The 23084-nt window shown below is 58.5% G+C and carries 21 protein-coding genes, 1 pseudogene and 1 riboswitch; of the genes and pseudogenes, 17 read left to right on the top strand and 5 right to left on the bottom strand.

Translation table 11 applies throughout. The annotated features are described in order from the left end of the window. Window positions 1-75: 75 nt before the first annotated feature. The 5 genes and pseudogenes from ACPV0M_RS07805 to ACPV0M_RS07785 all read left to right on the top strand — a co-directional run bounded on the left by ACPV0M_RS07805 (window position 76) and on the right by ACPV0M_RS07785 (window position 5305). Window positions 76-464 (top strand): annotated as a pseudogene (locus ACPV0M_RS07805) (tautomerase family protein). Window positions 465-849: 385 nt separating this feature from the next. After that, window positions 850-939: riboswitch (glycine riboswitch) on the top strand. 148 nt (window positions 940-1087) lie between these two features. After that, on the top strand, window positions 1088-1747 hold the full coding sequence (gene sdaAB, locus ACPV0M_RS07800) for an L-serine ammonia-lyase, iron-sulfur-dependent subunit beta (RefSeq protein WP_425620105.1): 660 nt from the start codon (window positions 1088-1090) through the stop codon (window positions 1745-1747). Between the two features lie 18 nt (window positions 1748-1765). After that, window positions 1766-2650, top strand: a complete 885-nt coding sequence (gene sdaAA / locus ACPV0M_RS07795; RefSeq protein ID WP_425622161.1) for an L-serine ammonia-lyase, iron-sulfur-dependent, subunit alpha — start codon at window positions 1766-1768, stop codon at window positions 2648-2650. Between the two features lie 36 nt (window positions 2651-2686). After that, entirely contained in the window at window positions 2687-3562 is an 876-nt protein-coding gene (locus tag ACPV0M_RS07790) for a DUF4846 domain-containing protein (RefSeq protein ID WP_425622160.1), read from the top strand. Window positions 3563-3940: 378 nt separating this feature from the next. Continuing rightward, window positions 3941-5305: a tryptophanase gene (locus ACPV0M_RS07785; protein WP_425622159.1), complete on the top strand. Its 1365-nt coding sequence runs from the start codon at window positions 3941-3943 to the stop codon at window positions 5303-5305. Here the strand turns inward: ACPV0M_RS07785 and ACPV0M_RS07780 are convergent. After that, the gene (locus ACPV0M_RS07780; RefSeq protein WP_425620104.1) at window positions 5302-6684 is read right to left on the bottom strand and encodes a sigma-54 interaction domain-containing protein; all 1383 of its coding nucleotides are present in this window, start codon (window positions 6682-6684) and stop codon (window positions 5302-5304) included. The genes ACPV0M_RS07785 and ACPV0M_RS07780 overlap by 4 nt on opposite strands. Before the next feature lie 558 nt (window positions 6685-7242). Here ACPV0M_RS07780 and ACPV0M_RS07775 point away from each other — a divergent pair. Then, window positions 7243-8403 carry a LysM peptidoglycan-binding domain-containing protein gene (locus ACPV0M_RS07775; protein WP_425620103.1) on the top strand — a complete coding sequence of 387 codons (1161 nt, stop codon included), beginning with the start codon at window positions 7243-7245 and terminating at the stop codon, window positions 8401-8403. 20 nt (window positions 8404-8423) lie between these two features. On the opposite strand, the gene ACPV0M_RS07770 is transcribed toward ACPV0M_RS07775, so the two are convergent. Then, complete coding sequence (locus ACPV0M_RS07770; protein WP_425620102.1) at window positions 8424-9635, bottom strand: DegT/DnrJ/EryC1/StrS family aminotransferase; 1212 nt, start codon at window positions 9633-9635, stop codon at window positions 8424-8426. 145 nt (window positions 9636-9780) lie between these two features. On the opposite strand from ACPV0M_RS07770, the gene ACPV0M_RS07765 reads away from it, so the two are divergent. Further along, on the top strand, window positions 9781-9969 hold the full coding sequence (locus ACPV0M_RS07765; RefSeq protein ID WP_425620101.1) for an H-type small acid-soluble spore protein: 189 nt from the start codon (window positions 9781-9783) through the stop codon (window positions 9967-9969). A 264-nt stretch (window positions 9970-10233) separates the two neighbouring features. Further along, window positions 10234-10857: a LysM peptidoglycan-binding domain-containing protein gene (locus ACPV0M_RS07760; RefSeq protein ID WP_425620100.1), complete on the top strand. Its 624-nt coding sequence runs from the start codon at window positions 10234-10236 to the stop codon at window positions 10855-10857. Between the two features lie 294 nt (window positions 10858-11151). Here the strand turns inward: ACPV0M_RS07760 and ACPV0M_RS07755 are convergent, their stop codons facing one another. Next, entirely contained in the window at window positions 11152-11853 is a 702-nt protein-coding gene (locus ACPV0M_RS07755) for a B3/B4 domain-containing protein (RefSeq protein ID WP_425620099.1), read from the bottom strand. Window positions 11854-12075: 222 nt separating this feature from the next. Here ACPV0M_RS07755 and ACPV0M_RS07750 point away from each other — a divergent pair, with 222 nt between their 5' ends. Beyond that, window positions 12076-12990 carry a phosphatase PAP2 family protein gene (locus ACPV0M_RS07750; protein ID WP_425620098.1) on the top strand — a complete coding sequence of 305 codons (915 nt, stop codon included), beginning with the start codon at window positions 12076-12078 and terminating at the stop codon, window positions 12988-12990. Continuing rightward, window positions 12987-14105: a nitrilase-related carbon-nitrogen hydrolase gene (locus ACPV0M_RS07745; RefSeq protein WP_425620097.1), complete on the top strand. Its 1119-nt coding sequence runs from the start codon at window positions 12987-12989 to the stop codon at window positions 14103-14105. The genes ACPV0M_RS07750 and ACPV0M_RS07745 overlap by 4 nt, the downstream gene beginning before the upstream one ends. A 102-nt stretch (window positions 14106-14207) precedes the next feature. Here the strand turns inward: ACPV0M_RS07745 and ACPV0M_RS07740 are convergent, their stop codons facing one another. Then, on the bottom strand, window positions 14208-16187 hold the full coding sequence (locus ACPV0M_RS07740; protein WP_425620096.1) for a copper amine oxidase N-terminal domain-containing protein: 1980 nt from the start codon (window positions 16185-16187) through the stop codon (window positions 14208-14210). A 180-nt stretch (window positions 16188-16367) separates the two neighbouring features. Between ACPV0M_RS07740 and ACPV0M_RS07735 the strand changes: the two genes are divergently transcribed. Then, a complete protein-coding gene (locus tag ACPV0M_RS07735) occupies window positions 16368-16715 on the top strand; it encodes a cupin domain-containing protein (RefSeq protein WP_425620095.1) in 348 nt (115 codons plus the stop codon). An 87-nt stretch (window positions 16716-16802) separates the two neighbouring features. Beyond that, a complete protein-coding gene (locus ACPV0M_RS07730; protein WP_425620094.1) occupies window positions 16803-17174 on the top strand; it encodes a DUF2680 domain-containing protein in 372 nt (123 codons plus the stop codon). Between the two features lie 15 nt (window positions 17175-17189). Here the strand turns inward: ACPV0M_RS07730 and ACPV0M_RS07725 are convergent, their stop codons facing one another. Then, window positions 17190-17441, bottom strand: a complete 252-nt coding sequence (locus tag ACPV0M_RS07725) for a hypothetical protein (protein ID WP_425620093.1) — start codon at window positions 17439-17441, stop codon at window positions 17190-17192. 308 nt (window positions 17442-17749) lie between these two features. On the opposite strand from ACPV0M_RS07725, the gene ACPV0M_RS07720 reads away from it, so the two are divergent. The 5 genes from ACPV0M_RS07720 (at window position 17750) to gabT (ending at window position 23080) form a co-directional block, all read left to right on the top strand. After that, window positions 17750-19096 (top strand): putrescine aminotransferase, encoded by a 1347-nt coding sequence (locus ACPV0M_RS07720; RefSeq protein ID WP_425620092.1) that lies wholly within the window; start codon window positions 17750-17752, stop codon window positions 19094-19096. 14 nt (window positions 19097-19110) lie between these two features. Beyond that, entirely contained in the window at window positions 19111-19518 is a 408-nt protein-coding gene (locus ACPV0M_RS07715) for a 4Fe-4S dicluster domain-containing protein (RefSeq protein ID WP_425620091.1), read from the top strand. Then, window positions 19515-21302, top strand: coding sequence for an aldehyde ferredoxin oxidoreductase family protein (locus ACPV0M_RS07710; protein ID WP_425620090.1), 1788 nt, complete (start codon window positions 19515-19517; stop codon window positions 21300-21302). The genes ACPV0M_RS07715 and ACPV0M_RS07710 overlap by 4 nt, the downstream gene beginning before the upstream one ends. A gap of 1 nt (window position 21303) precedes the next feature. Further along, a complete protein-coding gene (locus ACPV0M_RS07705) occupies window positions 21304-21537 on the top strand; it encodes a MoaD/ThiS family protein (RefSeq protein WP_425620089.1) in 234 nt (77 codons plus the stop codon). Between the two features lie 202 nt (window positions 21538-21739). Next, the gene (gene gabT, locus ACPV0M_RS07700; RefSeq protein WP_425620088.1) at window positions 21740-23080 is read left to right on the top strand and encodes a 4-aminobutyrate--2-oxoglutarate transaminase; all 1341 of its coding nucleotides are present in this window, start codon (window positions 21740-21742) and stop codon (window positions 23078-23080) included. Window positions 23081-23084 lie beyond the last annotated feature (4 nt).

Here is a 23084-nt window from a genome sequence, read left to right as displayed (position 1 = left end):
CGCAGGCTCGATGGCCGGGCGGGTCAAAAGTAGGTGGGCGTTGACGCCGTTTTGGTTTTCCGGAAGGAGGAAACAATGCAACAGGTAAAGATTTACGGTCTGAAAAGCAATCTGGCCAAAAATCGAGAGGCGCTTTCGGATGCCATCCGAGATGCTCTAAAAGAAGCATTCGGATTGCCGCCGGAGAAACGCTTTCAGCGTTTTATTGGCCTGGAAAGAGAAGAGTTTGTCTTCCCGCAGGATCGCAGTGAGAATTACATCATTTTGGAGTTCTCGGTGTTTGAAGGGCGCTCGGTGGAGGCCGAGAAGAAACTCATCGTGAGGCTGTTTGAGTTGGTTTCCGCCGGGTGGGCATTGCGCCGCAAGATCTAGAGATCACCATTTTTGAAACGCCGCAGGGCAATTGGGGTATTCGGGGCAAGCCGGGAGATGAGCTGGCCCTCAACTACAAGGTCCAAGTATAGGCAACCTGACGATTGCTTATGCCGATAAGAGGTGCCAGTCACTTCACTATAGCTTCCGACATTCTTCACAATAGTATATGCTACCGCCCGCGTGCAGGCTCTCCTGATTGTTGTCTCAGGAACGGCACAGGGCTTATCCGCGGTGTTCTTGCTGAGTACAGTGAGGTGATGACGGGGAGGAAACGATACCTGGCTGTAACGTTAGACGGTGATGGGCTCGGTCCAGCGCCACTCTCTAGTATCATAAGTTTGACTGTGAGGCTTGTTTCCGGATGGGCCGGTGAAGTAGAAACCGAATAGTGATAACAAGAATGCATGCAGGGCACTGCCCTTTACACCAGACACCCGGTATGGTATTTTTTGTTAAACGGAGAATTTCATAGGTCGGAGGGTATCGGGAGAGACCCGTTCGTAAAGCGGGCGCCGAAGGAGCAAAGAGGCGGAAACTCTCAGGCAAAAGGACCGACCCTCTCGAACTCTGGAGAGTCCGTGAACTTGTCACGGCACCGACGGGGCAAACCGGCTCAGTCCGGGAATCTCTCAGGTTGGAGGACAGAGGCCTGAATGGGGCTCTGTTTTTTGTTTTCCGCGACCTTGACAAGTCTCAACGGGGAGGCGAGCGCATGAACGTCTTTGACATTGTCGGGCCGGTGATGGTCGGACCGTCGAGTTCCCATACGGCCGGAGCCGTCCGCATCGGCCGGATAGCCCGGAGGCTGCTGGGCGAGGAGCCGGCTGAGGTATACATTCAGTTTCACGGTTCTTTTGCGCGCACCTACCGAGGACACGGCACCGACAGGGCCGTCATCGCCGGTTTGCTCGGCTTCGAGCCCGACGACACCCGAATAAGGGAGAGCCTTTTGCTCGCGGAGCAAAGAGGGTGGAAGGTGACCGTCGAGACTGCTGCCTTGAGGGATGCCCATCCCAATACGGCGGTGATCCGGCTGCTGGGACGTTCGGGCCGGGCTGTAACCGTAACGGGTTCCTCCATGGGCGGCGGAAACATTCTTATCAGGCAAATCGACGATTTGAAAGTCGAGATTTCAGGCGAATACCATACGCTGGTCGTTCCGCACCGGGACACGCCCGGAGTGGTGGCGGCCGTCACCGGTGTGCTCGCCGCAAAGCGGGTTAACATCGCCCGTATGAACGTATACCGCCGCTGTCGCGGATGTGAAGCGCTGATGGTGATCGAGCTTGATCAGGATGCGGGACGGGCAGCCGTAGATGAGATCGGCCGGCTTGCGGGGGTGCTGGCCGTAACGGCGCTTGAGCCCATTTGAGGAGGCGCGGACAACGTGTTGCTGCATTATGATTCGGTTGAAGAACTGGTGACGGCGGCGGAACGCGCCGGAAAGAACATCTCCGACGTGGTCCTGCGGGATCAGGCGGAACAGATGGAGAAACCGGAAGCCCAACTCTGCGCACGAATGGCCGCCAACCTGAGGGTGATGAAAGAGGCGGTCGCAAACGGCCTGGCGGCAGGCCTCAGGTCCGAAAGCGGCCTCTCCGGCGGGAATGCGTTTAGGATGAAGGAAGCCATCGAGGCCGGAGAAACAGTTGGCGGCGCCACACTGGACGGGGCCGTGATGAGGGCCCTGGCCGTGGCTGAGGTCAACGCCTGCATGGGAAGAATCGTGGCCGCTCCGACGGCCGGTTCCTGCGGGATTATTCCGGGTGTTCTGCTGACGGTGATGGAGGAAAAGGCCGTCCCGGAAGAGAAGGCGGTCATGAGCCTCTTTACTTCCGCCGCCATCGGCATGGTCATTGCCAGACAGGCCTATATCTCTGGAGCCGAGGGGGGTTGCCAGGCCGAATGCGGCAGCGCCTCGGCAATGGCCGCGGCGGCGGTCGTGGAGATGTGCGGCGGTTCTCCCCGCATGGCCGCCCATGCCTGCGCTATCGCTCTGAAAAACGTCCTGGGTCTGGTCTGCGACCCGGTGGCGGGTCTGGTGGAAGTCCCCTGCGTCAAGCGTAACGCGATGGGTGCGGCAAACGCTCTGACTGCCGCCACTATGGCCATGGCAGGGATTGAAAGTGTCATTCCTGTTGACGAGGTGATTTCAGCCATGAAAGCGGTGGGTGATTGCATGGCCAGGTCTCTCAAAGAAACGGCGGAAGGCGGGCTGGCAACCACACCGACTGGACGCAGTCTGGCAGAAAGGATATTTGGGCAGGATTTATGAGATAGCAGGAGAGACAGCAGGAATGGAGTGCTGAACGTGAGAAAACTGCTGGCGGTAATGGTGGCATGCCTCCTTTTACTCCCGGCATCCTGTGCCCGGGATACGCGAACGACAGTTCAAGACCATAAAGGTTCACTGGAACAGCAGAAATCTGCGTCCGTGATCATAAACCCCAATGGAAGGACCATCCGGGAGAGAATCAATCCTCCCGAAGGGTTTTCGAGGGTTGAAGCGGCGGAGGGGTCTTTCGGACACTATTTGCGAAGCCTTCCCTTGAAGCCTCACGGTTCACCTGTAACGCATTACGACGGGTCGATCAAGACAAGGGATGTTCACGAGGTGGTCGTTGATATCGACATTGGCCAAAGAGACCTGCAGCAGTGCGCCGACGCGGTTATCAGATTGCGGGCCGAATTCCTTTACCGGAAAGGGATGTACGATAAAATACATTTTAACTTCACCAATGGGTTCAAAGCAGACTATGCCACCTGGATGCAGGGGAACAGGATTGTGGTGGAAGGGAACACGGCCCGCTGGGTCAAAACAACGGGATATGCCAACGATTACGAGAGTTTTAGAAGATACCTCGACATGGTCTTCGCTTACGCGGGAACTCTTTCCTTGTCAGGAGAAATGAAAAAGGTGCCCCTGGATGATATGCAGATCGGGGATGTGTTCTTGAAGGGCGAGGATCCCGGTCATTGTGTAATCGTGGTTGATATGGCGGAGAACAGGACTACGGGGGAGAGGCTCTTCATCATCGCGCAAAGCTATATGCCGGCCCAGGACATCCATATCTTGAAGAATCCTCATGCGGAAATCAGTCCGTGGTATTCGTTGAGCTTTGGGGAAACACTGAACACTCCCGAATGGACTTTTAAGAAAGACCAATTGATGAGATTCCAGGACTGAAGCGCCGGCCGGGGACCGGCCAGGCATCCAAGAATCCGGGGGCCTAACCCCTGCCGTAAGCCCTTGCATTGCAGCAAGGGCTTACGTACGTATCTCAAATGTCTGTAAAGTCCTTGTCGGTTTTTCGGATCCCTGGATAGGGCGATCCAGGGTGCAATTAGATACACAGCAATGTTGCAAATAGAAACATCTGTCCGGGACATGCCCGCCGAAGCCTTCCTACGGCCAACAGCAGTATGTCGCTTTGTCCGCAGGGGAGAGACTGCAATCGGAAGGGTTCAGGCGCTGGTAAACAGATGGCTGTTTCGGTGGCACGGGTTTTGCTATGCTTCCTTGGGTAACGGGATTTGTTTGAAGGGAGCGTGGTCAAGCGTGGTCATGCCGGAACCTTACAAGATTAAAATGGTGGAGCCCATCAGGCTGATACCCCCGGACGAAAGACGGCGAAAGCTTTTCGATGCTCATTACAACCTGTTCGCCCTCAGGGCGGAGGACGTGTTTATTGACCTTCTTACCGACAGCGGCACCGGCGCCATGAGCGACTGCCAGTGGGCGGGTATTATGTGCGGGGATGAGGCCTACGCCGGCAGCCGCAGTTACTACAATCTTGAAAGCGTCTGCCGTGAGATATTCGGCCACCGGTACATGGTGCCGGTTCACCAGGGGCGTGGGGCCGAAAACGTACTGTTTTCGCTGCTGATCAAGCCTGGACAGATGGTGGTGGGCAACATGCATTTTGACACCACCAAGGCCCATATAGAACTGAAGGGCGGACTTCCCGTCAATTGCGTGGTCCGGGATGCTTACGACACATCGGTCAGTGGACTTTTTAAGGGCAATGTGGATATTGACCGTTTGGAGAGGCTGATCACGGAGAACGGGCCGGAAAAGATCGCTTTCATCCTGATTACGGTCACGTGCAACAGCGTCGGCGGGCAGCCGGTGTCGATGGCGAACATCCGTGAGGTCCGCAGAGTGGCCGAAAAGTACAATCTGCGGCTGTTTCTGGATGCGGCGAGGTTTGCCGAAAACGCTTATTTCATCAAGAACAGGGAGGAAGGTTACGGGGACAAAAGCATAACGGAAATCGTCCGGGAGATGTTTTCCCTGGCGGACGGCTTCACCATGAGCGCCAAAAAGGACGGGCTCGTCAACATCGGCGGGCTCATAGGTATCAAAGAGGACCGGGAACTGTATAATCAGGTCCGCGCGGCCATGGTTCCGATCGAGGGCTTTCCCACTTACGGAGGGCTTGCGGGCCGTGATATGGAGGCCCTGGCCCGTGGATTGCGGGAAGTGGTGGACGAATCCTACCTGCGGGCCAGGATCGGCCAGGTGGAGTACCTGGGTGGCAGACTCCTGTCGGCGGGCATACCGATCCAGCAGCCGGTGGGGGGCCATGCCGTGTTTGTGGATGCCGGAAAGTTTCTGCCGCACATCCCCTATGATCAGTTCCCGGGCCAGGCCCTGGCCATAGAACTGTACCTGGAGGCAGGGGTCAGAGCGGTGGAAATAGGTTCCTTCCTGCTGGGGCGCGACCCGGTCAGCGGGACCCAGCTTAAATCGCCCTTGGAGCTTTTAAGGCTGACCATTCCCAGGAGGGTATATACCAACAATCACATGGATTACGTGGCCGAGGCGCTGGCCAATATTCGACAGCGCCGTGACGGGATCCGCGGGGTAAGGATAACCGAGGAGCCTAAGGTGCTGAGGCACTTCACCGCCAAGCTCGAGCTTGTTTAGGTTTTTTCAAATCTCGACCCCTGCTCCATGCCGTACCTGCGGAGCTTGCGGTACAGCGTGGTGCGAGAGATCTTCAGAGCTGAACACGCTTCCTGCCTGGTGGCGTACTTGTCTATTGCCCGGGACAGCACGGCCCGTTCCACGTCATCAAGGCTGGGGAAATCGTCAAAACGCAGGCACAGACCGGCGCCCGGCTGCGACGCCGCTTTCTTGGTGACAAAGGCGGGCAGGTCCTCCACGTCTATAAAGCCGTTCTCGGCCATAATCATGGCCTGCTCCAGGATGTTTTCCAGTTCCCGCACATTGCCGGGGAAATGGTAGTGGCGCAGCGCTTCCAATGCTTCACCGGTTAGGGACGGCACACTTTTATTGAGCCGGCGGGCGATGCGGGCCAGCAGCACTTCCACCAGCGCCGGCAGGTCCTCCATCCTCCTGCGCAGGGGCGGCAGGTGCAGGTTAATCACCGACAGACGGTAGAACAAATCCGCGCGGAACGATTTTTCGGCGATGGCTTTTTCCAGGTCGCGGTTGGTGGCCGCGATAATCCGCACGTCGACTTTTTTCCACTGGGTACCGCCCACACGAATGATCTCCCTGTCCTGAAGGACGCGTAAAAGCTTGGCCTGAAGGGACGGAGCGGTCTCGGCGATCTCGTCCAGGAAAATCGTTCCGCCGTCTGCCAGCTCGAAAAACCCCTTGCGCCCTCCCCTTCGGGCACCGGTGAAAGCTCCCTCGTCATAGCCGAAAAGCTCACTTTCCAGCAGGTGTTCGGGGATGGCGGCGCTGTTCACCGCTATAAAGGGCTTGGCCGACCGGTGGCTTCGGGAGTGAATGAACCTGGCCAGCACCTCCTTGCCGGTACCGCTTTCGCCGCTGATCAGCACCGTCGAGTCCACCCCTGCGGATTTAACGGCCAGTTGATAAACCTTTTGCATTTCGGGATTTTTCCCCACGAAGGGGGTGTCGGGGTAGTCCTGCCGCCCGCTCAGCTTCCTGGAAAGGTGCTCGATGGTGTTCACGGCCTCGGCCAGCGATCCGGCCAGGTTCACCATTTCGGTAAGGTCCTGGAAAACGGATATGGCTCCGATAATCTTTCCTTCGCCTAGGATGGGCATGATATTTGAAACCACCGTCTTGTCCCCCACAGTGGTTTGAATGCCGGTCATTTCCCGGCCGCTACGCAGAACGTCCAAAAGCGCGCTTCCCGGAACCACGTCGGTCACAAGCCGGCCCACCGCCTGCCGCGCCGTTATCCCGGTGATCCTCTCGTTCGCCTTGTTGACGAACACCACCCGGGCGTTCCGATCGATGATCACCATTCCGTTGTATATTGAGTCGAAAATAGTGCGCGCTCGTTCCACGAGATCCATCAAATCCATGTGCCGGCCTCCCGTTTCAGAACGTTCAACCGCATTGTACCACAGTGGTTCAAAATGAAACACCCCTCTGTCAGGGCTATACTTATGGTTTTATGGAGTCCGGAAGGGTTAAGTAAAAGAGGATTCGTATGTTCAACGCGGAAAGACATGCTTAGGTAACGGAGCGGAGAGGGAGATGGGGATGCTGACCGGCCTGCATTTACTGCTGACTTACAAGTGTACCTTTGAGTGCGACCATTGTTTCACCGCTACAGCCAAGGAAAAGCACCAGGGAGACGAGGATAGCGAACAGTAGAGCCTGCTTCATAAGCTCTCCTTTAACCACCGATTAGTAATGGCATTTAAAGCATAAGCCCGCAGGACCTTTCCTTGTGACGCAGCTTCTTTCCCGACGCGAATCGGTCACCCGGTTAATCCCCCGAACAGCCCAGTTGGTGACATTTACCACCAAATCTGGCAAGGAATATCCGGTCTGCCTGCCGAAGTTTGTCTAAACCTGTCAATACCGGGGTGTTCTGGCAAGTTAAGCAGACCTATGCAGCAGAAGGAGTGATGCCCTTGCCTCGCAGACTTTTGTGGCTGGCGGCCGTTGTTGCGGTGATAGGCTTTGTCGCGCTCTGCTTCACGCTTTTTGCTTCCTTCGTCCGAAGCGCCGCCGAAAGCTATGCTGCTTACAGGGCAGCTACGGGGGATCCTCTGTGGCTCGTAGCCTACAGGAGCTTGACACCCGGTGATTCAACTAACGATTCAAGAGAGTCCGGCCAAACCTCTGACGGTCCGGCAGCGAACAGGCAAGACGCCGGTCGGGAGCCGGACGTTCCAGCGGGCGATGTCGGGATCGCCTACACCATCCGGGCGCAGAGAGGCGATAGCCCGTGGCCTTTGGCCCAGCGCGGGGAGTCACGCAACCAGGATGTGCGGGAAAGCGATTCCCTCTCGAGCGACTCACTGCCGGAGAGACAGGGGATACAGGCGACTGCTGAAGCAGACCCGCCTGCGGCGGAGCAACCTGTCTCAACCCCCAAACCTGAGCCTAAACCTGCTCCTAGTCGTGTTTCCACCCTGCCTCCGCCTCCCGGCCCCGGGCTGACGGCGGAGCGGGCCGCACAGCCGGTGAACCCGGAGGAACTGCCCGTCTACCGGGTGCAGCCCGGCGATACTCTCTGGGTCGTCGCGAAAAAGCTCGGCACCACGGCGCTTGCGCTTACGGAAACCAACCGACTGCACAGCGATGTCTTGAGCCCCGGTCAGCCGCTGTACGTCCCGCCCGGGAAGACGGCGGTCGGTGTGCAAGGGCCTTACGGCACCAAAAAACAGGGCTGCGGCGAACTGCTGGCCTGGCCCTGGGCCCGGTGGGTCTTTAATATCGGCAGCGTGGCCATCGTCACCGATTTGCAGACCGGGAAGAAGTTCAAGGTCTACTGCATGGGCGGTGCCAACCATGCCGATTGCGAGCCGCTGACCGCCTCGGATACGGCGGTGATGTATGAGCTGTTCGGCCGCCGGTGGTCCTGGGCGACCCGGCCCGTCCTGCTTACCGTGGGCAGCCGTACCTTCGCGGCGTCGATCAACGGCCAGCCCCACGGCCCGGAAACCATTTTCGACAACAACTTTAAGGGCCAGTTCTGCCTGTATTTCTACAACAGCAGAAGCCATAACAAGAACGCCGTCAATCCCGACCACCAGGCCAACGTATTAAGGGCCGCCGGATGGCAGTGACCCGATGCGAGCCGGAACGGCTAGGCCGCTGCAAAATGGCTGATGACCTTGCGGATGGCGGCGACGACGTCGGCGGCGTCTTTTTCGGTCATTGCCGGGTATAACGGCAGGGAAAGGATCCGGGCGTAAACCTGTTCGGCCCTGGGAGCGGGTGACGGCTCGTAGAGTGTACAGTAGTTCGGGTTGCCCTGCCACTTATAGAAAGGCTGCATATGCAGCGGCTGGCAGGGGACGTCAACGCCGATGTTTTCGGCGCGCAGCGCCTCGTAAACGATCTTCCTGCCTCTCGGTATGACCTCGCGGTCGAGAAGAATGCAGTAAGAGCACCAGGCGGGACGGGCAAAAGGGGCCGGCTTTGGCAAATGAACACCGGGTAGGTCCGCCAGGGCTTTGTTGTAGTAGGCGGCGATCGCCCGGCGGCGGGCCAGGGTACGGTCGAGGTCGCGCAGCCGGTTTAAGGCGAGAGCGGCGTGGATGTCGGAAAGACGGTAGTCAAATCCCAGTTCCTGCACTTCGCCCTGCCAGGAACCCTCGTATTTGAGCATCCGCCGGGGGTCGTGTTCGATGCCCAGATTCCGAAACAGCGCCAGCCAGTCCCGGAACTCCTCGGAATCGGTCAGGACCACCGCGCCCCCGCCGGCGGGAGTCAGCGAGGAGTCGCCGAAGGACAGTACGCCCATATGCCCGAAGGTCCCGACCGGACGCCCCTCGTACAAGGCTCCGAGGGCCTGGGTGGCGTCTTCGATAACCGTCAGGGCACGCTCTTCGGCCAGGCTCAGGACAGGCTTCAGGTCACAGGGATGCCCGGCCAAATGCACGGGTATCACCGCTTTGCAGCCGGGGCCCAGCTTTTGAGCGAGGTCCGTTGCGTCGAGGCCGAAAGTCCCGGGGTCAATGTCGCAAAAGACGCACTTCCCCCCAAGATATACCGCGCCGTGGGAGGTTGCTGGCGAGGCCAGGCTGGGGACGGCCGCTTCGTCGCCCTTGGCCAGGCCGGCGGCATAGAGGGCGGCGTGCATTGCCGCGGCGTGATTGGCGAGGGCTATGGCGAACCTTGCCCCCGTCATTTCCGCCACGGTTTCTTCAAGCTGCCGGACGAAAGCGCCCTCACGCCGGCAGCCGGCGGCCAAAACGGTACGAATGGCATCCAGGTCACTTTCTGCACAGTAAGGGCCGTAAGGGTCAAGGAAATCCGAACGAACAGGCGTACCGCCGTCAACAGCCAGGGTCATCGGGGCAGACCTCCTCAAGACATTGGCTTATTAGTTTCACTATTGGGCAAGAAAAACCTTTTTGACTGGGAATGTGCGCTTTCGCTTATCCTGGTCCTTGGTTTGGGGAAGCCTATGGGTAAGTACCGCAAAAGGAGTTGAGACGATGGATTTCGAGAGAGCACAGCAAATTGTGAACTCTGACAGGACGATCGAGGTGCTGTTGAACGGGACTCCGGTCTGGATCGAGGACCTGGACCCCGAGAACAGGAGGGCGATGGTAAAACCCCTTGATGGAACGGAGAAGGTTATAGACGTACCCGTTACCGAGCTCGTCGAGGGCCGTTTCATGTAAACGGCGAGCCTTGGCTCCGGCTTGTCCGGGGGTCTTAAGCGGCTGTCCCCATTGCATAACGAAGCTCACTTTTGCGAAACCGCGGCCGATCATTGGGTTTGTTCGAAAAGACCCGATCATTGGGCCGCGGTTTTTGTCGTCTAAGCCCGGCCCCGCCTTTAAGTTCCTCCCGGCCAAAAGGTCACGATATGATGGCGGAAAACAGATGCCTTAGGGGATGGTCGTGCATATGATGCTCGAAAGGGTCATTGGGAGGTGACGAACATGGATTACGTGGTGAGACCCGGAGAAACCCTTTCGGAAATATGCAAGCGCCATAATGTCAGCGAGGAGGATGTACTCAAGCTGAACAGGCACATCAAAGACCCCGGGGGCTTAAGGGCGGGGCAGGTGGTGACGCTGCCTCCGCCTACGGTCATCATCGAGGAGCCGCAAATCAAGCGCTTCATCCCGGTGGGGGCAAAGGTCGTCGTTGTCAAGGAGGTTAAAATCAGCGGCCGCTTCGTACCGGAACGGGTGATCGTCATTTTGATTAAGGATGGGCTCCGCGGCATCGTCGTTATCAAGTTCATTCCCGGGATCGGGTGGAGGATTGTCTTCCAACGTCTGAATATTAAGGTGCCCATAGAGATTTTGGAGGTCGGCAAGATTTTCGACGACGACCGGGAAATAGTCGTTTGCGGCTCATGTATGGGAGACAACCAGGGCCTTTGTTTCAATGTGCTTGGGTGGCACAATGACCAGGTCGTGGAATTCATTGACTGTTTCGATAAGCCCATACCTCGGGGCCGGGTCAGTATCCACGAAGGACGGCTGGTAGTCGGTTCGCCTGCCGAGGAAAGGCGGTACACCTGGGATGGAAACACGCTTGTAGAAACCATTCTCTGATGATTTATCCTTTTGCCGTAGGCTGGTCTCAAGTGCCGATGAGGGAGGGCCTTGTACCGGAAGTTCAAGGGTGCAAGGTCCTCGAACTTTTGCGGTCCGTCGGCTCTTGGTTCTGCACAACCGGACGGGATGCATTGAGGCGAAGGCGAAACAGGTTACGATGATTTCCATTAAATGGGTGCTTTTCGGCGCTCTCGTGCATATGATGCTCGAAAAAGTTAGAAGACAAGAGAAACTGCAGAGGCATTCTTGAGACGTGCAAGAAATGTCAACGCTTCCGTGCAGGTTGGATGATCAAAATTCAGCGACTCTGTTGTCGATGTCAAGATAGAACGTGTTGATCTCGCATTTGAAGAACCGCTGCAGGTAGCCCGCCAGTTCATCTCTGGCTGCCAGGACGGCCTCGCGGTTGCAGTCGGAGAACCCATCGATGGGAAAGAAGATGTTCCTGCTTTCACTGATAACCTTACCCCTGTCGCTCTGCCGCCAGATCCATCTCCTGGTTCGCACCTCCCGGCCGTCAATGTATACCAGTTCCCCCTCTTCCAGAATCTCCGGCTCGTTCTGGCCAAAAGGCAGGAAAACGTCTCCGGCGCTGCTGAAGCGCACATGCATGTCCCCATGGACGGTGTCCAGGTCGTGCGCCCCCATAGGCAGGGTGTATTTTAAAGAGATAGCGTTGACCAGGTTCACGGCGGGGTTGATGTCGGGCAGGCTGCCGCCTTTCAGCACACGCGCGGTAAGCGCCTCTACCGAGCAGGGGAATTTGTTCGGGTTTAGGCCCAGCTTCTGAAAGGCTTCGCGGTAGCACAGCACGTCAGGGTGCTCTTTTAGTTTGGCATCCTTAAACTTATCTTTGACTGTCACGATGGATTGGTCCAGCAGCGCGTTGATTTCGGGACGGCGGCCGCGGTTGTCGACGCCTCTTGCCACGACCGCTCCGAAACACACTGTCGGAAGCGCTTCAAATACCTTCTCGCTGATGACGAATTTCAAATGGCGTACCTCCGGGGGGTTAATTTCGGTATTGCTGTTATGTTTACTCTCTCTCATCAACGATTTCGCCGTTTTACTTTCGTATCCTCTTCAGGTTGCCCGAATAATCTTGAAGGCATCCTTAAATGGGGAAGGAGCAGCGGCAGGGCTTTCTTGTCCGGCGATGAATAGTTTCTGCTGGGGGTGTACGGGGATTTAGCGCCGTAAAGGGGATGTTGATCAGTGCCCGACGTCTTGTTTCAGTGGGGGACGGGTTTCATTTTATGGGTCCAGTCGTTCAGGAGTCCGTTTTTCGACCAGCTGTTCACGTTTCTCACGCTCCTGGGCGAGGAGCCGTTCTACCTCGTGTTCCTGCCGCTCGTTTACTGGTGTTTTAGCCGGGAGGTCGGGTTGCGCCTGGGGATCGTCTTTCTCCTCAATGATTATCTCAACGGCATACTGAAGGACGTGATTGCCGCTCCCCGGCCGGATGACGCTCGCGTCGCCGTGCTGCGGGAAGAAACCTCACCCGGTTTCCCCAGCGGGCATGCCCAGAACGCCGTAGTTTTGTGGGGCTTTCTCGCCTCGCAGTTTCGTAGGCCGTCAGTCTGGACGCTGGCCGTCGTCTTGCCTTTGGCCATAGGGTTTTCCCGTATATACCTCGGTGTACACTACCCGCACGACGTGTTGGGGGGGTGGCTGATCGGCATTGCGGTCCTGGTTTTATTTTTGTCCGGCATGAGTGTGGCGGCGAATCTTGGTTTACGGCCCGTGGCCATATCGATCGCGGCGGTCCTCGTTCCGCTAGTGTTGCTGGCGCTGTCCCATGACGCCGGTTCGGTCAGGGACATGGCCCTTCTTATGGGCCTGGGGTTGGGGGCGGTAGGGGAGAGCCGCCTGGTCCGCTTCAACGCCGTGGGCGGAACGGCCCAACTGCTGGGAAGGCTCGGTGTGGGACTCGTCATCCTGGCCGCGCTCTGGTTGGGGCTGCGTGTCCTGCTGCCGGAGGAGCCGCTGTTTCGTTTTATAAGGTACGCTGTTTTAGGCCTATGGGTGGCCCTGGGCGCACCCTGGCTGTTTATGCGCCTCGGACTGGCGCGACGCGGCACCTCACCCCGGTTGAACAGAGTCCCGATTTTCCTGGAGGAACGCCGATGAAAAAAATCCTTGTTTTCTTGGTCGTTACAATCGTTATTCTCCTGGGTTTGATCACTTACGGCGCTATCACCGCCAAAGACAGGATGACTGCTTTTACTCCTTCGGAGATTCCAGACTGTGACCGGAACAAGGGCGTCCAGGTTGTTACGGTGCAGATGCGCTGGGACCTGGAAAACTACGCCACGCCTCAGGGCTTTGCCCGGGAAATCGAGCGCCTGGTGACCTTGGGGTTGGAAGACGTTGATCGTACCAAGCCGGTCTTGTTTGTGTTCCCCGAGGATGTCGGCGCGCCGCTCGTGTTTCTCAATGAATACCAGAATGTCAAAGATAAGGCTACGCTGAAGGACGCCATCGGAGCAGTCATCCTGCGCAATGCACCCCGCGTTTTGTATTGCAGTCTTCGCTATTGGGTGGGGCCGGTACGCGCCCTGGCGTTGAGTAAGGCGGGATTAATCGGACCCGTTTACATGGAGACGTTCTCCCAACTCGCCAGGAAATACGGGGTATACATCGTCGCCGGCTCGGCGCCCCTGCCCGATTTTCCTCTCGACCAAGACGCCGGTGTTATCAGCTACAAAACACATTCTAAACACGTTTACAACGTTTCCTATTTCTTCGGGCCGGACGGCAGGATCATCGGCAGGCAAAAGAAAGTCCATCTCATACCGCTCGAACAGTCGGAAGGTCTTGATTTGACACCGGGGAAGCTCGATGAGATCAGCGCGGTTGCGACTCCTTTCGGCACGGTGGGCATCGCCGTCTGTTTCGACGCTTTTCACGAGGACGTGTTGAACGCGCTAATTACCCAGGGCGCTGAGATTCTTGTACAACCCTCGGCCAATCCGGGACCGTGGAACGAGTGGCAGCAGAAAGATTGGCTGAACGGGGCCTGGAAAGCCGTCCAGGAGTACCCTGAACTCCGTTACGCCATCAACCCGATGATGACAGGCAACCTGTTCGACCTCGGCTTTGCGGGGCAGAGCAGTGTAATAACCAAGGCCGAATGGGCTAAGACAGGTCTGTCTTATCCCTTGGCCCCGGTCGAAGGCGGCTTTATCAGCCTTGCCTCCGGCCACGATACCGAGGAGCTTCTCGTCACTGTCCTTTCCGAGTGACCGCATGTACCCCCGCAGGGAGCGAACCAGGCCGCCAAAGGCCCGAAGGTCGCATTGACAGACCTTCGAACCGGCGGCCGGACTCCAGATGCCTTCCAGTCGTTACGAATGGGCGGTCTGTATATAGTTGGCGGGGTCAAAATTCTCGCCCTTGCTCTGCGGCATAGGGAGGAGCAGGAGGTTTACGGGCAAGAAGCTGCCCGAAGGCGGAGAAAACTCGAGAACGGTTTCGTCTCCCTGGGAGACGCGCTCGATGATAACGGCCGCGTTGGCGGGCGGCAGGAAGCTTTCGGCCGGCACGGGCACGGGGCTGCCGTTGACGACAAGGGCCCCGCAGAAGTTGCCCCCCCTGGCGTTCATGACCAGGGCCAGGTCGCGGTAAATCCTCTCCAGCGTAACGGTGTACACCACGCCGTAGTTCCCGTGGTTTACCGCCGTTTCCCCGGTAAGGGCGTCGATGCCGGCGGCGGGAGCGTCCTGCGCAGGGTCCCCGAAGACCATCCGCAGTCTTTCCCTGCCCAGCCGTTCGGAGACAACGATTTCCCGGTCCGCGCCGCCGAACGTTCCGCGGATGTGGCCGTCCCGGGGGAGGGGCGCAAGGTTAGCGGACTGCTCTACGAGATTCTTGCCCGGGGCCAGGGCGACAAAAGACAGCTCGACCGGCCCCGACAGATCCAGGTCGGCCATTGCCGAAACACAGCTTCCCGGCTTCATCGGCGGCAGCAGGTCGGAAAGAATGGGCACGGCCTCACCCGGATTGATCGATGTGGACGACGGCTGATTGTCCGCGAAATAGCGGGTCAGATACTGGCGTCCCGTTTGGAGAATGGCGCTGGAAGGACCGCCGAGGCCGCGGCGCGAAACGGTGATTTCGACGGGCGACGACCCGGTGTTTCTGGCGATAAGCCAGACCTGCATTTCAGAGGCGGCCTGGTTGATGTGGTGAACGAAGACGCGGGCCGGGCCGCTGACGGTATCCCTGTACAAAAGGCCTTCCCTGTCGATGGCCTCGGGGCTGTTGGACCGGACCAGGACACGGTTCCCCTGCCTGACCTCGTCGGGGGAAACGGTTTTGAAATCCAGCACCCTTTCGTCGTAGGGAATGACCTTGCTGTTTTGACCGTACAACAGATAGAACTGTTCCTTTGTATAATAAACCTCGTTTTCGACCAGGACCTCGACTGTCGCGGTACCGGTGCCTCCCAGGGTATCGGTGACGGTCAGTGTCACCGTGTGGCGGCCGGGTTCAAAAAAGGCCATGGCATTGTTCGTCCACTTGTAGGACAGTTCGTGCCCGTCGGGGTCGCTGCTGAAGTTCTTGTAGACAATAGGCTCGCCGATGCGGTAGCTGCTTTTGGCGGTGGTGAAGTTAGCCTCGGGAGGGTTGTTGATGACGAGGTTTTTGGTACAGGGATCGCTCCAGTTACCCAGCTCGTCCTGTACCTGAAGCGATACAGGGTAGACTCCGGGGACTGTATAGACGTCTTGTAAGCCTATCCACTTGCTTTCGACGATGGACAGGTCTTCGGGATGATAACTCAGGTCGGTGACTGAGACGAGCTCGCCCGGCCTGAACTGGGGCTGGGCGAAGGTGAACTCGGCGACCGGGCGCTTGGAAGCCCGCACGAACACGATGCTAATCTTTTTTGTTGCGGGGTCGAAGCCGACCGTGCCGTCGAGAGTCTCGCTGACGAAGCGCAGCGGCACCATCGTACGGTTGCTGTGAATCCGCGGCGGGGAGAGCAAGGGCTGCTCCACCCCGTTGACTACGGCTACGGGGCTGTTGACCTGCATCACGATGGTCTTCCGCGGCGTCTTGAAGGTCACCAGCTTGCCTTCGGGAGTCCACGTCAGTTCGGCTTTCAGGTTTTCACTTACAAAGCGCAGAGGAACAAAGGTAACGTTTTTGATGACGACGGGCGCGGCGTCGAGGACCCGGGGCACGCCGTTGACGGTGGCCTCCCGGCTGCCCGGAACAAGGCATATAACATTACTTACAGGGGCGGCTCCGGCAGCAGCGGCGGGGCTTATCAAGGCAAAGAACAGAAGCAACGCAAGGAGGATGGGTAGGTTCTTTCTCAATAACAACACTCCCTGTTCCAATGAAGTATTACATAATGGACTGGTATTAATGATAAACCCACTAATTGCTAATTTGTGACGGTATTGGTGATTAGCTTTTGGGTAAGGCGGAACAGCAGGGTTTTCTGAGTATTTTGATGAATGGTTGTCCTATTAATTCTTTGGCAGGAGGGAAACGTTATGTATGTCAGCAACGTTAGAGATATCAAAGCTGTCAGGCTGGAAGCGCCGGGGATGGCGAACGCCGTCAAACAAACCCTCGTCGGGCCGGGGCATGGGTGGCAGGGCTGGGTGATGCGCTTGTTCACCCTTAACGAGGGCGGGTACAGCCCCCGTCATACCCACCCGTGGCCGCACATCAACTACATTGTCAGCGGCCGGGGTACCCTGTTTATGGCTGGCCGGGAGCACGCTCTCGAGCCGGGATCGGTGGCTTACGTTCCCGGCGGCGTGGAGCACCAGTTTCGGAACAGCGGGGAACAGGATCTTTCCTTTATCTGTATTGTTCCAGAAGAAGGGGATAAGTAGGAAGCGGTTTGTTCACAAAATTGTACGATTTACGCGACAGTTTTGCCACATTGAGCGGTTAGACTAGTGGACAAAGGAGGGGATATCATGCAAAAGAAACTTGTCTTGTTGCTAGTTCTGTTGACCTTTGCCGTCGTGGCGGCGGTACCGGCGTTTGCGGCCACCGACCCGGCGGCCGATGCCAAGGCCTGGTTTGACCAGAAGTTCGCGGCGAAGAAAGCCTGGGTCGATCAAGCGGTTAAGGACGGCCGGCTGACGCCGGAGCAGGGCCAGGCCCTGAAGAACCACTTTGATCAGATGTACCAGTGGCACAAGGACAACGGTTTTACCTGCCCGATGGGCGGTCCCGGCATGGGCATAGGTAAGGGCCGCGGCGGCGGTTCCGGCAACGGATTCGGCGGAGGTTTCGGCAGGTATTGCGGTCAGGGATGGGCGACACCGGCACCGGCACAGTCTTAGAACTTGACGAGGACGTCATTGAAGCAGCCCCCTGCGAGAGGGGGCTCTTTTCTTGCAATCATCCGCTGATTTTGCATCAGTACCGGCGTTTTCATTCATTATTTTCTGATTGCCAACAAAATCCTGGTTTATCACAACTGGAACTTTATATGGACCTTTTTTGTTGCTCTGGGCATCCACCTCAGCTTGACGGCCTACCTGTACGCCACCGGTCGCCTCGACAACTTTAAGCGCTTCATAAAGATCTGAGTATTCCGCCGGACCCACGGCTTTGACCGATAACTCCACCTGTTTTTGTATATTGTATACTTAAAATCAACAGAGAAATATTACAAAGGGTTTAAAAATTAAACGCTATTGACAAAAACCACTTCTCCCGGTAACCTGAGTTCAAACAGATGGAGTAATAAAGAGTAATGTTTATTTAAGTAACTAGGTGGTGAATTACTGTTTGCCCGCCTATTTACAATGGTCCGAAAGATTATTCATACACCGACATTAACGCCAGGGGTTGGTATATAAACAAGTAACCTCGTGGCGTTTGTGTTTTCTTGAACAAGGAGAGGAGGCTTATCGTGAGCGACAAGTACAGTAAAGCTCTGGAGCACGCGCGGTATGTTTTGGATCTGATCGCCCGCGAGGAGCTTGACGACGCGCAACGGAAGCAAGTCGTCGAGGAGACGGTTTCTAACTTCCGCGAGCACGTCAACCCCGGTTTTCTGGAGTACCGCAAGTCGGTCTCCACCGACTACACCTCCGTGGAGTGGAAGGATGGCGGCAGCACCTTCACCGATGTCTGGGGCAAGGAGTTCATCGATTGCCTCGGCGGTTTCGGGATTTACAACGTGGGACACCGTAACCCGAAGGTATTGGAAGCCGTGTTCAACCAGCTGCGGAGGCAAGCCTTGCACAGCCAGGAATTGCTTGACCCGCTCCGCGGGTACCTTGCCCACCTTCTGGCCTTGATTACCCCCGGCGATCTGAAATACGCATTTTTTGTCAACAGCGGTACCGAATCGATTGAAGGTGCGCTCAAGTTCGCCCGCATGGCTACCGGACGCTGGCACTTCGTCGCCACTACCGGCGGTTTTCACGGTAAGTCCCTGGGTTCACTGAGTGCCACCGCGAAGGGTGTTTTCCGCAAGCCCTTCCAGCCGCTGCTGCCGGGATTTACGCACGTCCCGTTCGGCGATGCCGACGCTGTCGCCAAGGCCCTGGAAGCCGCGAAGTTTCTTGGACAAGACGTGGCTGCGGTCATCCTGGAACCGATCCAGGGCGAAGGTGGAATCATTGTGCCTCCCGACGATTACCTCCCCAAAGTGCGAGATCTCTGCAGCCAGTATGGCGCGCTGCTGATCCTGGACGAGGTCCAGACCGGCATGGGCCGGACCGGCAAGATGTTCTGCTGCGAGCACTACAACGTTGTTCCCGATATTCTTTGCCTGGCAAAGGCTTTCGGCGGCGGCGTGATGCCGATAGGAACCTTTGTCTCCCGGGCGGAAATCTGGGAGAAGCTCATTGAAAACCCGATCCTGCATTCCACTACGTTCGGCGGCAACCCGGTCTGCTGCGCGGCGGCCATCGCCAACATCAACGTGCTCCTTGAAGAGAAGCTTCCCGAACGGGCGGCCGAATCGGGAGCCTATTTGATGGGCGCTCTCAAGGACCTGGCCGCGCGCTACCCGCAGGTCATGCTCGAAGTCCGCGGCAAGGGCCTGATGATCGGCATGGAGTTTGTGAACAACGACATCGGCTACGCCGTGGCCAAGGGTCTTTTTGCGCGCGGCGTGCTCGTTGCCGGCACCTACATCAATTCCAAGACCATTCGCATCGAGCCGCCGCTGACGATTTCCCGCGAGCAGATGGATGCTGTAATTCAGCGGATGGAAGACACCCTGGTCGAAGTGGCGGCGACGCTCTAAGGGAGGGACGGGAAGTGCATCGATTGGTCTTTGCAATGGAAAACTGCATCGGCTGTCGCCTCTGCCAGCTGGCGTGTTCGGGCCGCCATGAAGGCCGGTTCAGTCCCCTGGAAGCGCGGCTGGCGGTTGTGAGCCGCTACGGCCGGCAGGGACTGGTGGTGGAAGCCCGGCTGTGCGACGCCTGCGGGCGTTGCGTCGACGCCTGCCCGACCGGGGCATTGACGATGGGCGACGGCGTACCGCTGCTCAACAACGATCTTTGCGACCGCTGCGGCGTCTGTGCGGCGGAGTGCCCGCAGGAAGTAATCAGCATCAAGGACGACGGCCTGCCGCGTATTTGCGACCATTGCGGGGGCCAACCGGTGTGCGTGGCGTGGTGTCCCCACGGCGCCCTCAAGCTGGAGGAGGTGAGCGGGCAATGAAAAGCTACCAGGGAGTGGTACTGCGCATTGACCTGACAAACCAGACGTCCCGCCGCGAGGAATTAAACCGGGAATGGGCGCGCCAGTTCTGGGGCGGCAAGGGCCTCGGCTATCGTTACCTCTTTGCGGAACTGGCCCCGGGGACCGATCCCCTCGGGCCGGACAACAAGCTGATCCTGGCGACCGGTCCCTTTACCGGAACGCCTGTCCCCTGCTCCGGCAAACTGACGATTGTCACCCGGTCCCCGGCTACCGGGACCGTGCTCGACTGCTCGGTCGGCGGGGCCATCGCCGGCGAAATCAAGTACGCGGGTTACGACTTGGTGATTCTGGAAGGCCGTGCGCCGTTCCCCGTCGTGGTGCGCATCGAGGACGACAGGGTCGCCTTCGAGCCGGCCGGTGACCTGTGGGGCCTCGGCACGCACGCCGTTGAACATCAACTGACTGATAAATGGGGGGCGGAGTATCGCATTCTCTCGATCGGGCCGGCGGGCGAAAACCTCGTGCCTTTTGCCTGCATCACCTCGGAACTCTACCGCCAGGCCGGGCGCGGCGGCGTCGGCGCCGTCATGGGCGCCAAAAATCTTAAAGCCGTTGCCGTGCGCGGCACGGGGGGCGTGCGGGTGGCTGACGCGGCACGCTTGATGGACCTGGCCCTAAAGGCTCTCCGCAGTGACGTCCTGACCGACACCAACCTCTGGGCGTATACGGACGGGACGCCGATGATCGTAGAGCTTTCGCAGAACGCCGGGATTTTGCCCACCCGGAACTTCCAGGACGGAACCTTCGCCGACTTTGCCAAGCTCAGTTCTCCCGCCGTGCAGGCGGCGCGGATGGCCAAGAAGGCCTGTCTGAGCTGCGGTCTGGGCTGCGGCAACTACATCCGCACCGGGCGCGCCGCCGTGGAGGGGCCGGAGTACGAAACCCTGGCCGTCGCCGGCGCGAACTGCGGCATCGGCGACCTGGAAGCCGTCGCCGCCTTCAACGCGGCATGCGACGACCTGGGCCTCGACACCATCTCCGCCGGCGGCGTGGTTGCCTTTGCCATGGAATTGACGGAAAAAGGCCTGCACGATTTCGGGATCACCTTCGGCGACGTGGAGCGCTACCTGGAGATACCGGATCTGATCGCCCGTCGCGAAGGGATTGGCGCCGAACTGGCCGCCGGGGTCAAAAAGATGGCCGAGCGGTTTGGCGGCGCGGAGTTTGCCATGCAGATCAAGGGACTTGAATTTCCCGGTTACGAACCCCGCGGCTCCTGGGCCATGGCCCTGGCTTACGCCACCGCCCCGCGCGGCGCCTGCCATATGAGCGCCTGGCCCGTCGCCGAAGAAGCTTACGGCAGCCGCGACCCCTTTACCATCGAGGGAAAGGCCGAACTCGTCCGCAACCTGCAGCATTACAACGCCTTTAAGTTCTCTCTTTCCCTGTGCGATTTCTGGGCCGTATCCTGGGAGACAATGGCCGAGCTCCTCTCGGCTGCGGTGGGGGAGGACTTGGCCGCTGAAGAACTGCAACTGGCTGGGGAACGGATCTTCAACCTGGCCCGCCTGTTTAATGTCAGGGAAGGGTTCTCAGCCCGCGACGATAACGTGCCGCCGCGTCTCGTGAAGGACGCCCTGCCCTCTGGCGCCACGGCCGGCAAGCTCATCCCGCCGGACCGGTACGCCGCGATGCTTAAAGAGTACTACGAGTTACGCGGCTGGACGGACGACGGCAGGCCCGCCTCGGTTAAATTAGAGGAACTCGGCCTGGCGGAGTTGGGCCGAAAGGCCGGGCTTTAGCATGCGCCTGACCGTTAAACTCTGGGGCCCCCTTGCCAAGTACGCCGGCGCGGGCACAGCCGAATTCATCGTCGATGTTCCCGCGGGGACCACGGTGGACGCCCTGATCGGGCTCCTGGGCGTCCCGGCGGAATACGTGCTGATGGCGGCCGTCAACGGGACCAAGAGCGAGCGTGACCGCGTGCTGCGGGATGGGGATGTGGTGCATGTTTTACCACTCGTGGCCGGCGGGTAGCGTCCCGTGAAATACTTCGCAAATGCCTTTCGCGCTATGCTCGTTTTTGACGGGGGTAGAACAGTCGTAAGTCGTAGGTCACAAGACTTGAAGGGATTCGCCAAGAGCGAATCCCTCGATGTAGCTTCTCCAAATGTCTTACGTCCTAAGTCTTGAGTCTTAAGTCTTAAGTCTAATATCCATTCAAGAGGAGAACCTGCCAATGCCTAAGATACAAGGTGAGTTCCCGGGACCCAAGGCGTCAGCCCTCCTGGCCAAACGCCGGGAGTTTGTGGCCCGGGGCGTTTCCAATATCGGGCCTTTCTTCGCCGCGCGGGCTCAAGGAGCCCGCATTGTTGACGTTGACGGCAACGAGTTTCTCGATTTCGTGGCCGGCATAGGTACGATCAACATCGGGCACAGCCATCCGCGCGTGGTCAGAGCCGTTGCCGAACAGGCCGGGATGTTCACCCATACCTGCTTCAATATCGCTATGTATGAGCCGTACCTGGCCCTGGCCGAGAAACTGGCCGCGATTACGCCTGGCGATTTTCCCAAGAAAGTAATGTTTGCTAACAGCGGGGCCGAGGCCGTGGAGAACGCGGTCAAGATCGCCCGCAGGGCCACCGGGAGGCCCGGGGTGATCGGCCTGGAGTGCGGTTTTCACGGCCGCACGCTCCTGGCGATGACCCTGACCAGCAAGGTCCGGCCCTATAAATACGGTTTCGGTCCCTTTGCCCCGGACGTCTACAAAATTCCCTCCGGATATTGCTACCGCTGTTACTTCGGCCTGTCCTACCCGTCGTGCGACCTGCGCTGCGTGCAAAACCTCGAGCGGTTCTTCCTGGCCGAGCAGGCCGCAGACAAGATCGCCGTGCTTGTCGCCGAGCCGGTACAGGGTGAGGGCGGTTTCATCGTTCCCCCGCCGGAGTTCCTTCCCGGCCTGCGGGACATCTGCACCAAGTACGGTATTCTGTTTGTCGCCGACGAGATTCAGACCGGTTTCGGGCGTACCGGCAGACTCTTTGCCTGCGAGCACTGGGGGCTGGTACCCGACATGATCACGGTAGCCAAGTCCCTGGCCGGCGGGCTGCCTCTCTCCGGCGTCATCGGCCGGGCCGAGGTTATGGACGCCCCGGAACCGGGAGAGATCGGCGGGACTTACAGCGGCAACCCGGTGGCTTGTGCGGCGGCGCTGGAAGTCCTCGACATTATCAGGGAGGAAAACCTATGCCGGCGGGCCGCGCAAATCGGGGAAAAAATGCAGGAGAGCCTCCGCGCCCTGCAGGAGCGCTATCCGTGTATTGGAGACGTTCGCGGCTTGGGCGCGATGGTGGCCATAGAACTGGTAGAAGACCGCAAGACGAAGGAACCGGCCAGGGAACTGACCGACCGGGTGGCGGGAGCCTGCCGCAAGCGCGGCCTGTTGGTTTTAACGGCCGGCGTCTTCGGTAACGTACTGCGCTTCTTGGCGCCGCTCGTCGTTACCGACGCCGAACTGAACGAGGCCATGGCCATTCTCGACGAGGCCCTGAGCGAAGCCAGTACTGCGGGAGGTAAATAAGGTC

Origin of the sequence: Desulfosceptrum tomskiensis, assembly GCF_049818055.1 — a bacterium.
Classification (GTDB): Bacteria; Bacillota; Desulfotomaculia; order Desulfotomaculales; family JASEER01; genus JBFLVT01.
Note: the sequence above shows the minus strand (reverse complement) of the source record. Positions and strands in the feature narration are given on the sequence as shown.

What these genes read in the sequence shown, in the direction of transcription:
- sdaAB (WP_425620105.1), top strand. Translation starts at nt 1,088, where the DNA reads ATGAACGTCTTTGACATTGTCGGGCCGGTGATGGTCGGACCGTCGAGT.
- ACPV0M_RS07785 (WP_425622159.1), top strand. Translation starts at nt 3,941, where the DNA reads ATGCCGGAACCTTACAAGATTAAAATGGTGGAGCCCATCAGGCTGATA.
- ACPV0M_RS07780 (WP_425620104.1), bottom strand. Translation starts at nt 6,684, where the DNA reads ATGGATTTGATGGATCTCGTGGAACGAGCGCGCACTATTTTCGACTCA.
- ACPV0M_RS07770 (WP_425620102.1), bottom strand. Translation starts at nt 9,635, where the DNA reads ATGACCCTGGCTGTTGACGGCGGTACGCCTGTTCGTTCGGATTTCCTT.
- ACPV0M_RS07765 (WP_425620101.1), top strand. Translation starts at nt 9,781, where the DNA reads ATGGATTTCGAGAGAGCACAGCAAATTGTGAACTCTGACAGGACGATC.
- ACPV0M_RS07760 (WP_425620100.1), top strand. Translation starts at nt 10,234, where the DNA reads ATGGATTACGTGGTGAGACCCGGAGAAACCCTTTCGGAAATATGCAAG.
- ACPV0M_RS07745 (WP_425620097.1), top strand. Translation starts at nt 12,987, where the DNA reads ATGAAAAAAATCCTTGTTTTCTTGGTCGTTACAATCGTTATTCTCCTG.
- ACPV0M_RS07735 (WP_425620095.1), top strand. Translation starts at nt 16,368, where the DNA reads ATGTATGTCAGCAACGTTAGAGATATCAAAGCTGTCAGGCTGGAAGCG.
- ACPV0M_RS07730 (WP_425620094.1), top strand. Translation starts at nt 16,803, where the DNA reads ATGCAAAAGAAACTTGTCTTGTTGCTAGTTCTGTTGACCTTTGCCGTC.
- ACPV0M_RS07710 (WP_425620090.1), top strand. Translation starts at nt 19,515, where the DNA reads ATGAAAAGCTACCAGGGAGTGGTACTGCGCATTGACCTGACAAACCAG.
- ACPV0M_RS07705 (WP_425620089.1), top strand. Translation starts at nt 21,304, where the DNA reads ATGCGCCTGACCGTTAAACTCTGGGGCCCCCTTGCCAAGTACGCCGGC.
- gabT (WP_425620088.1), top strand. Translation starts at nt 21,740, where the DNA reads ATGCCTAAGATACAAGGTGAGTTCCCGGGACCCAAGGCGTCAGCCCTC.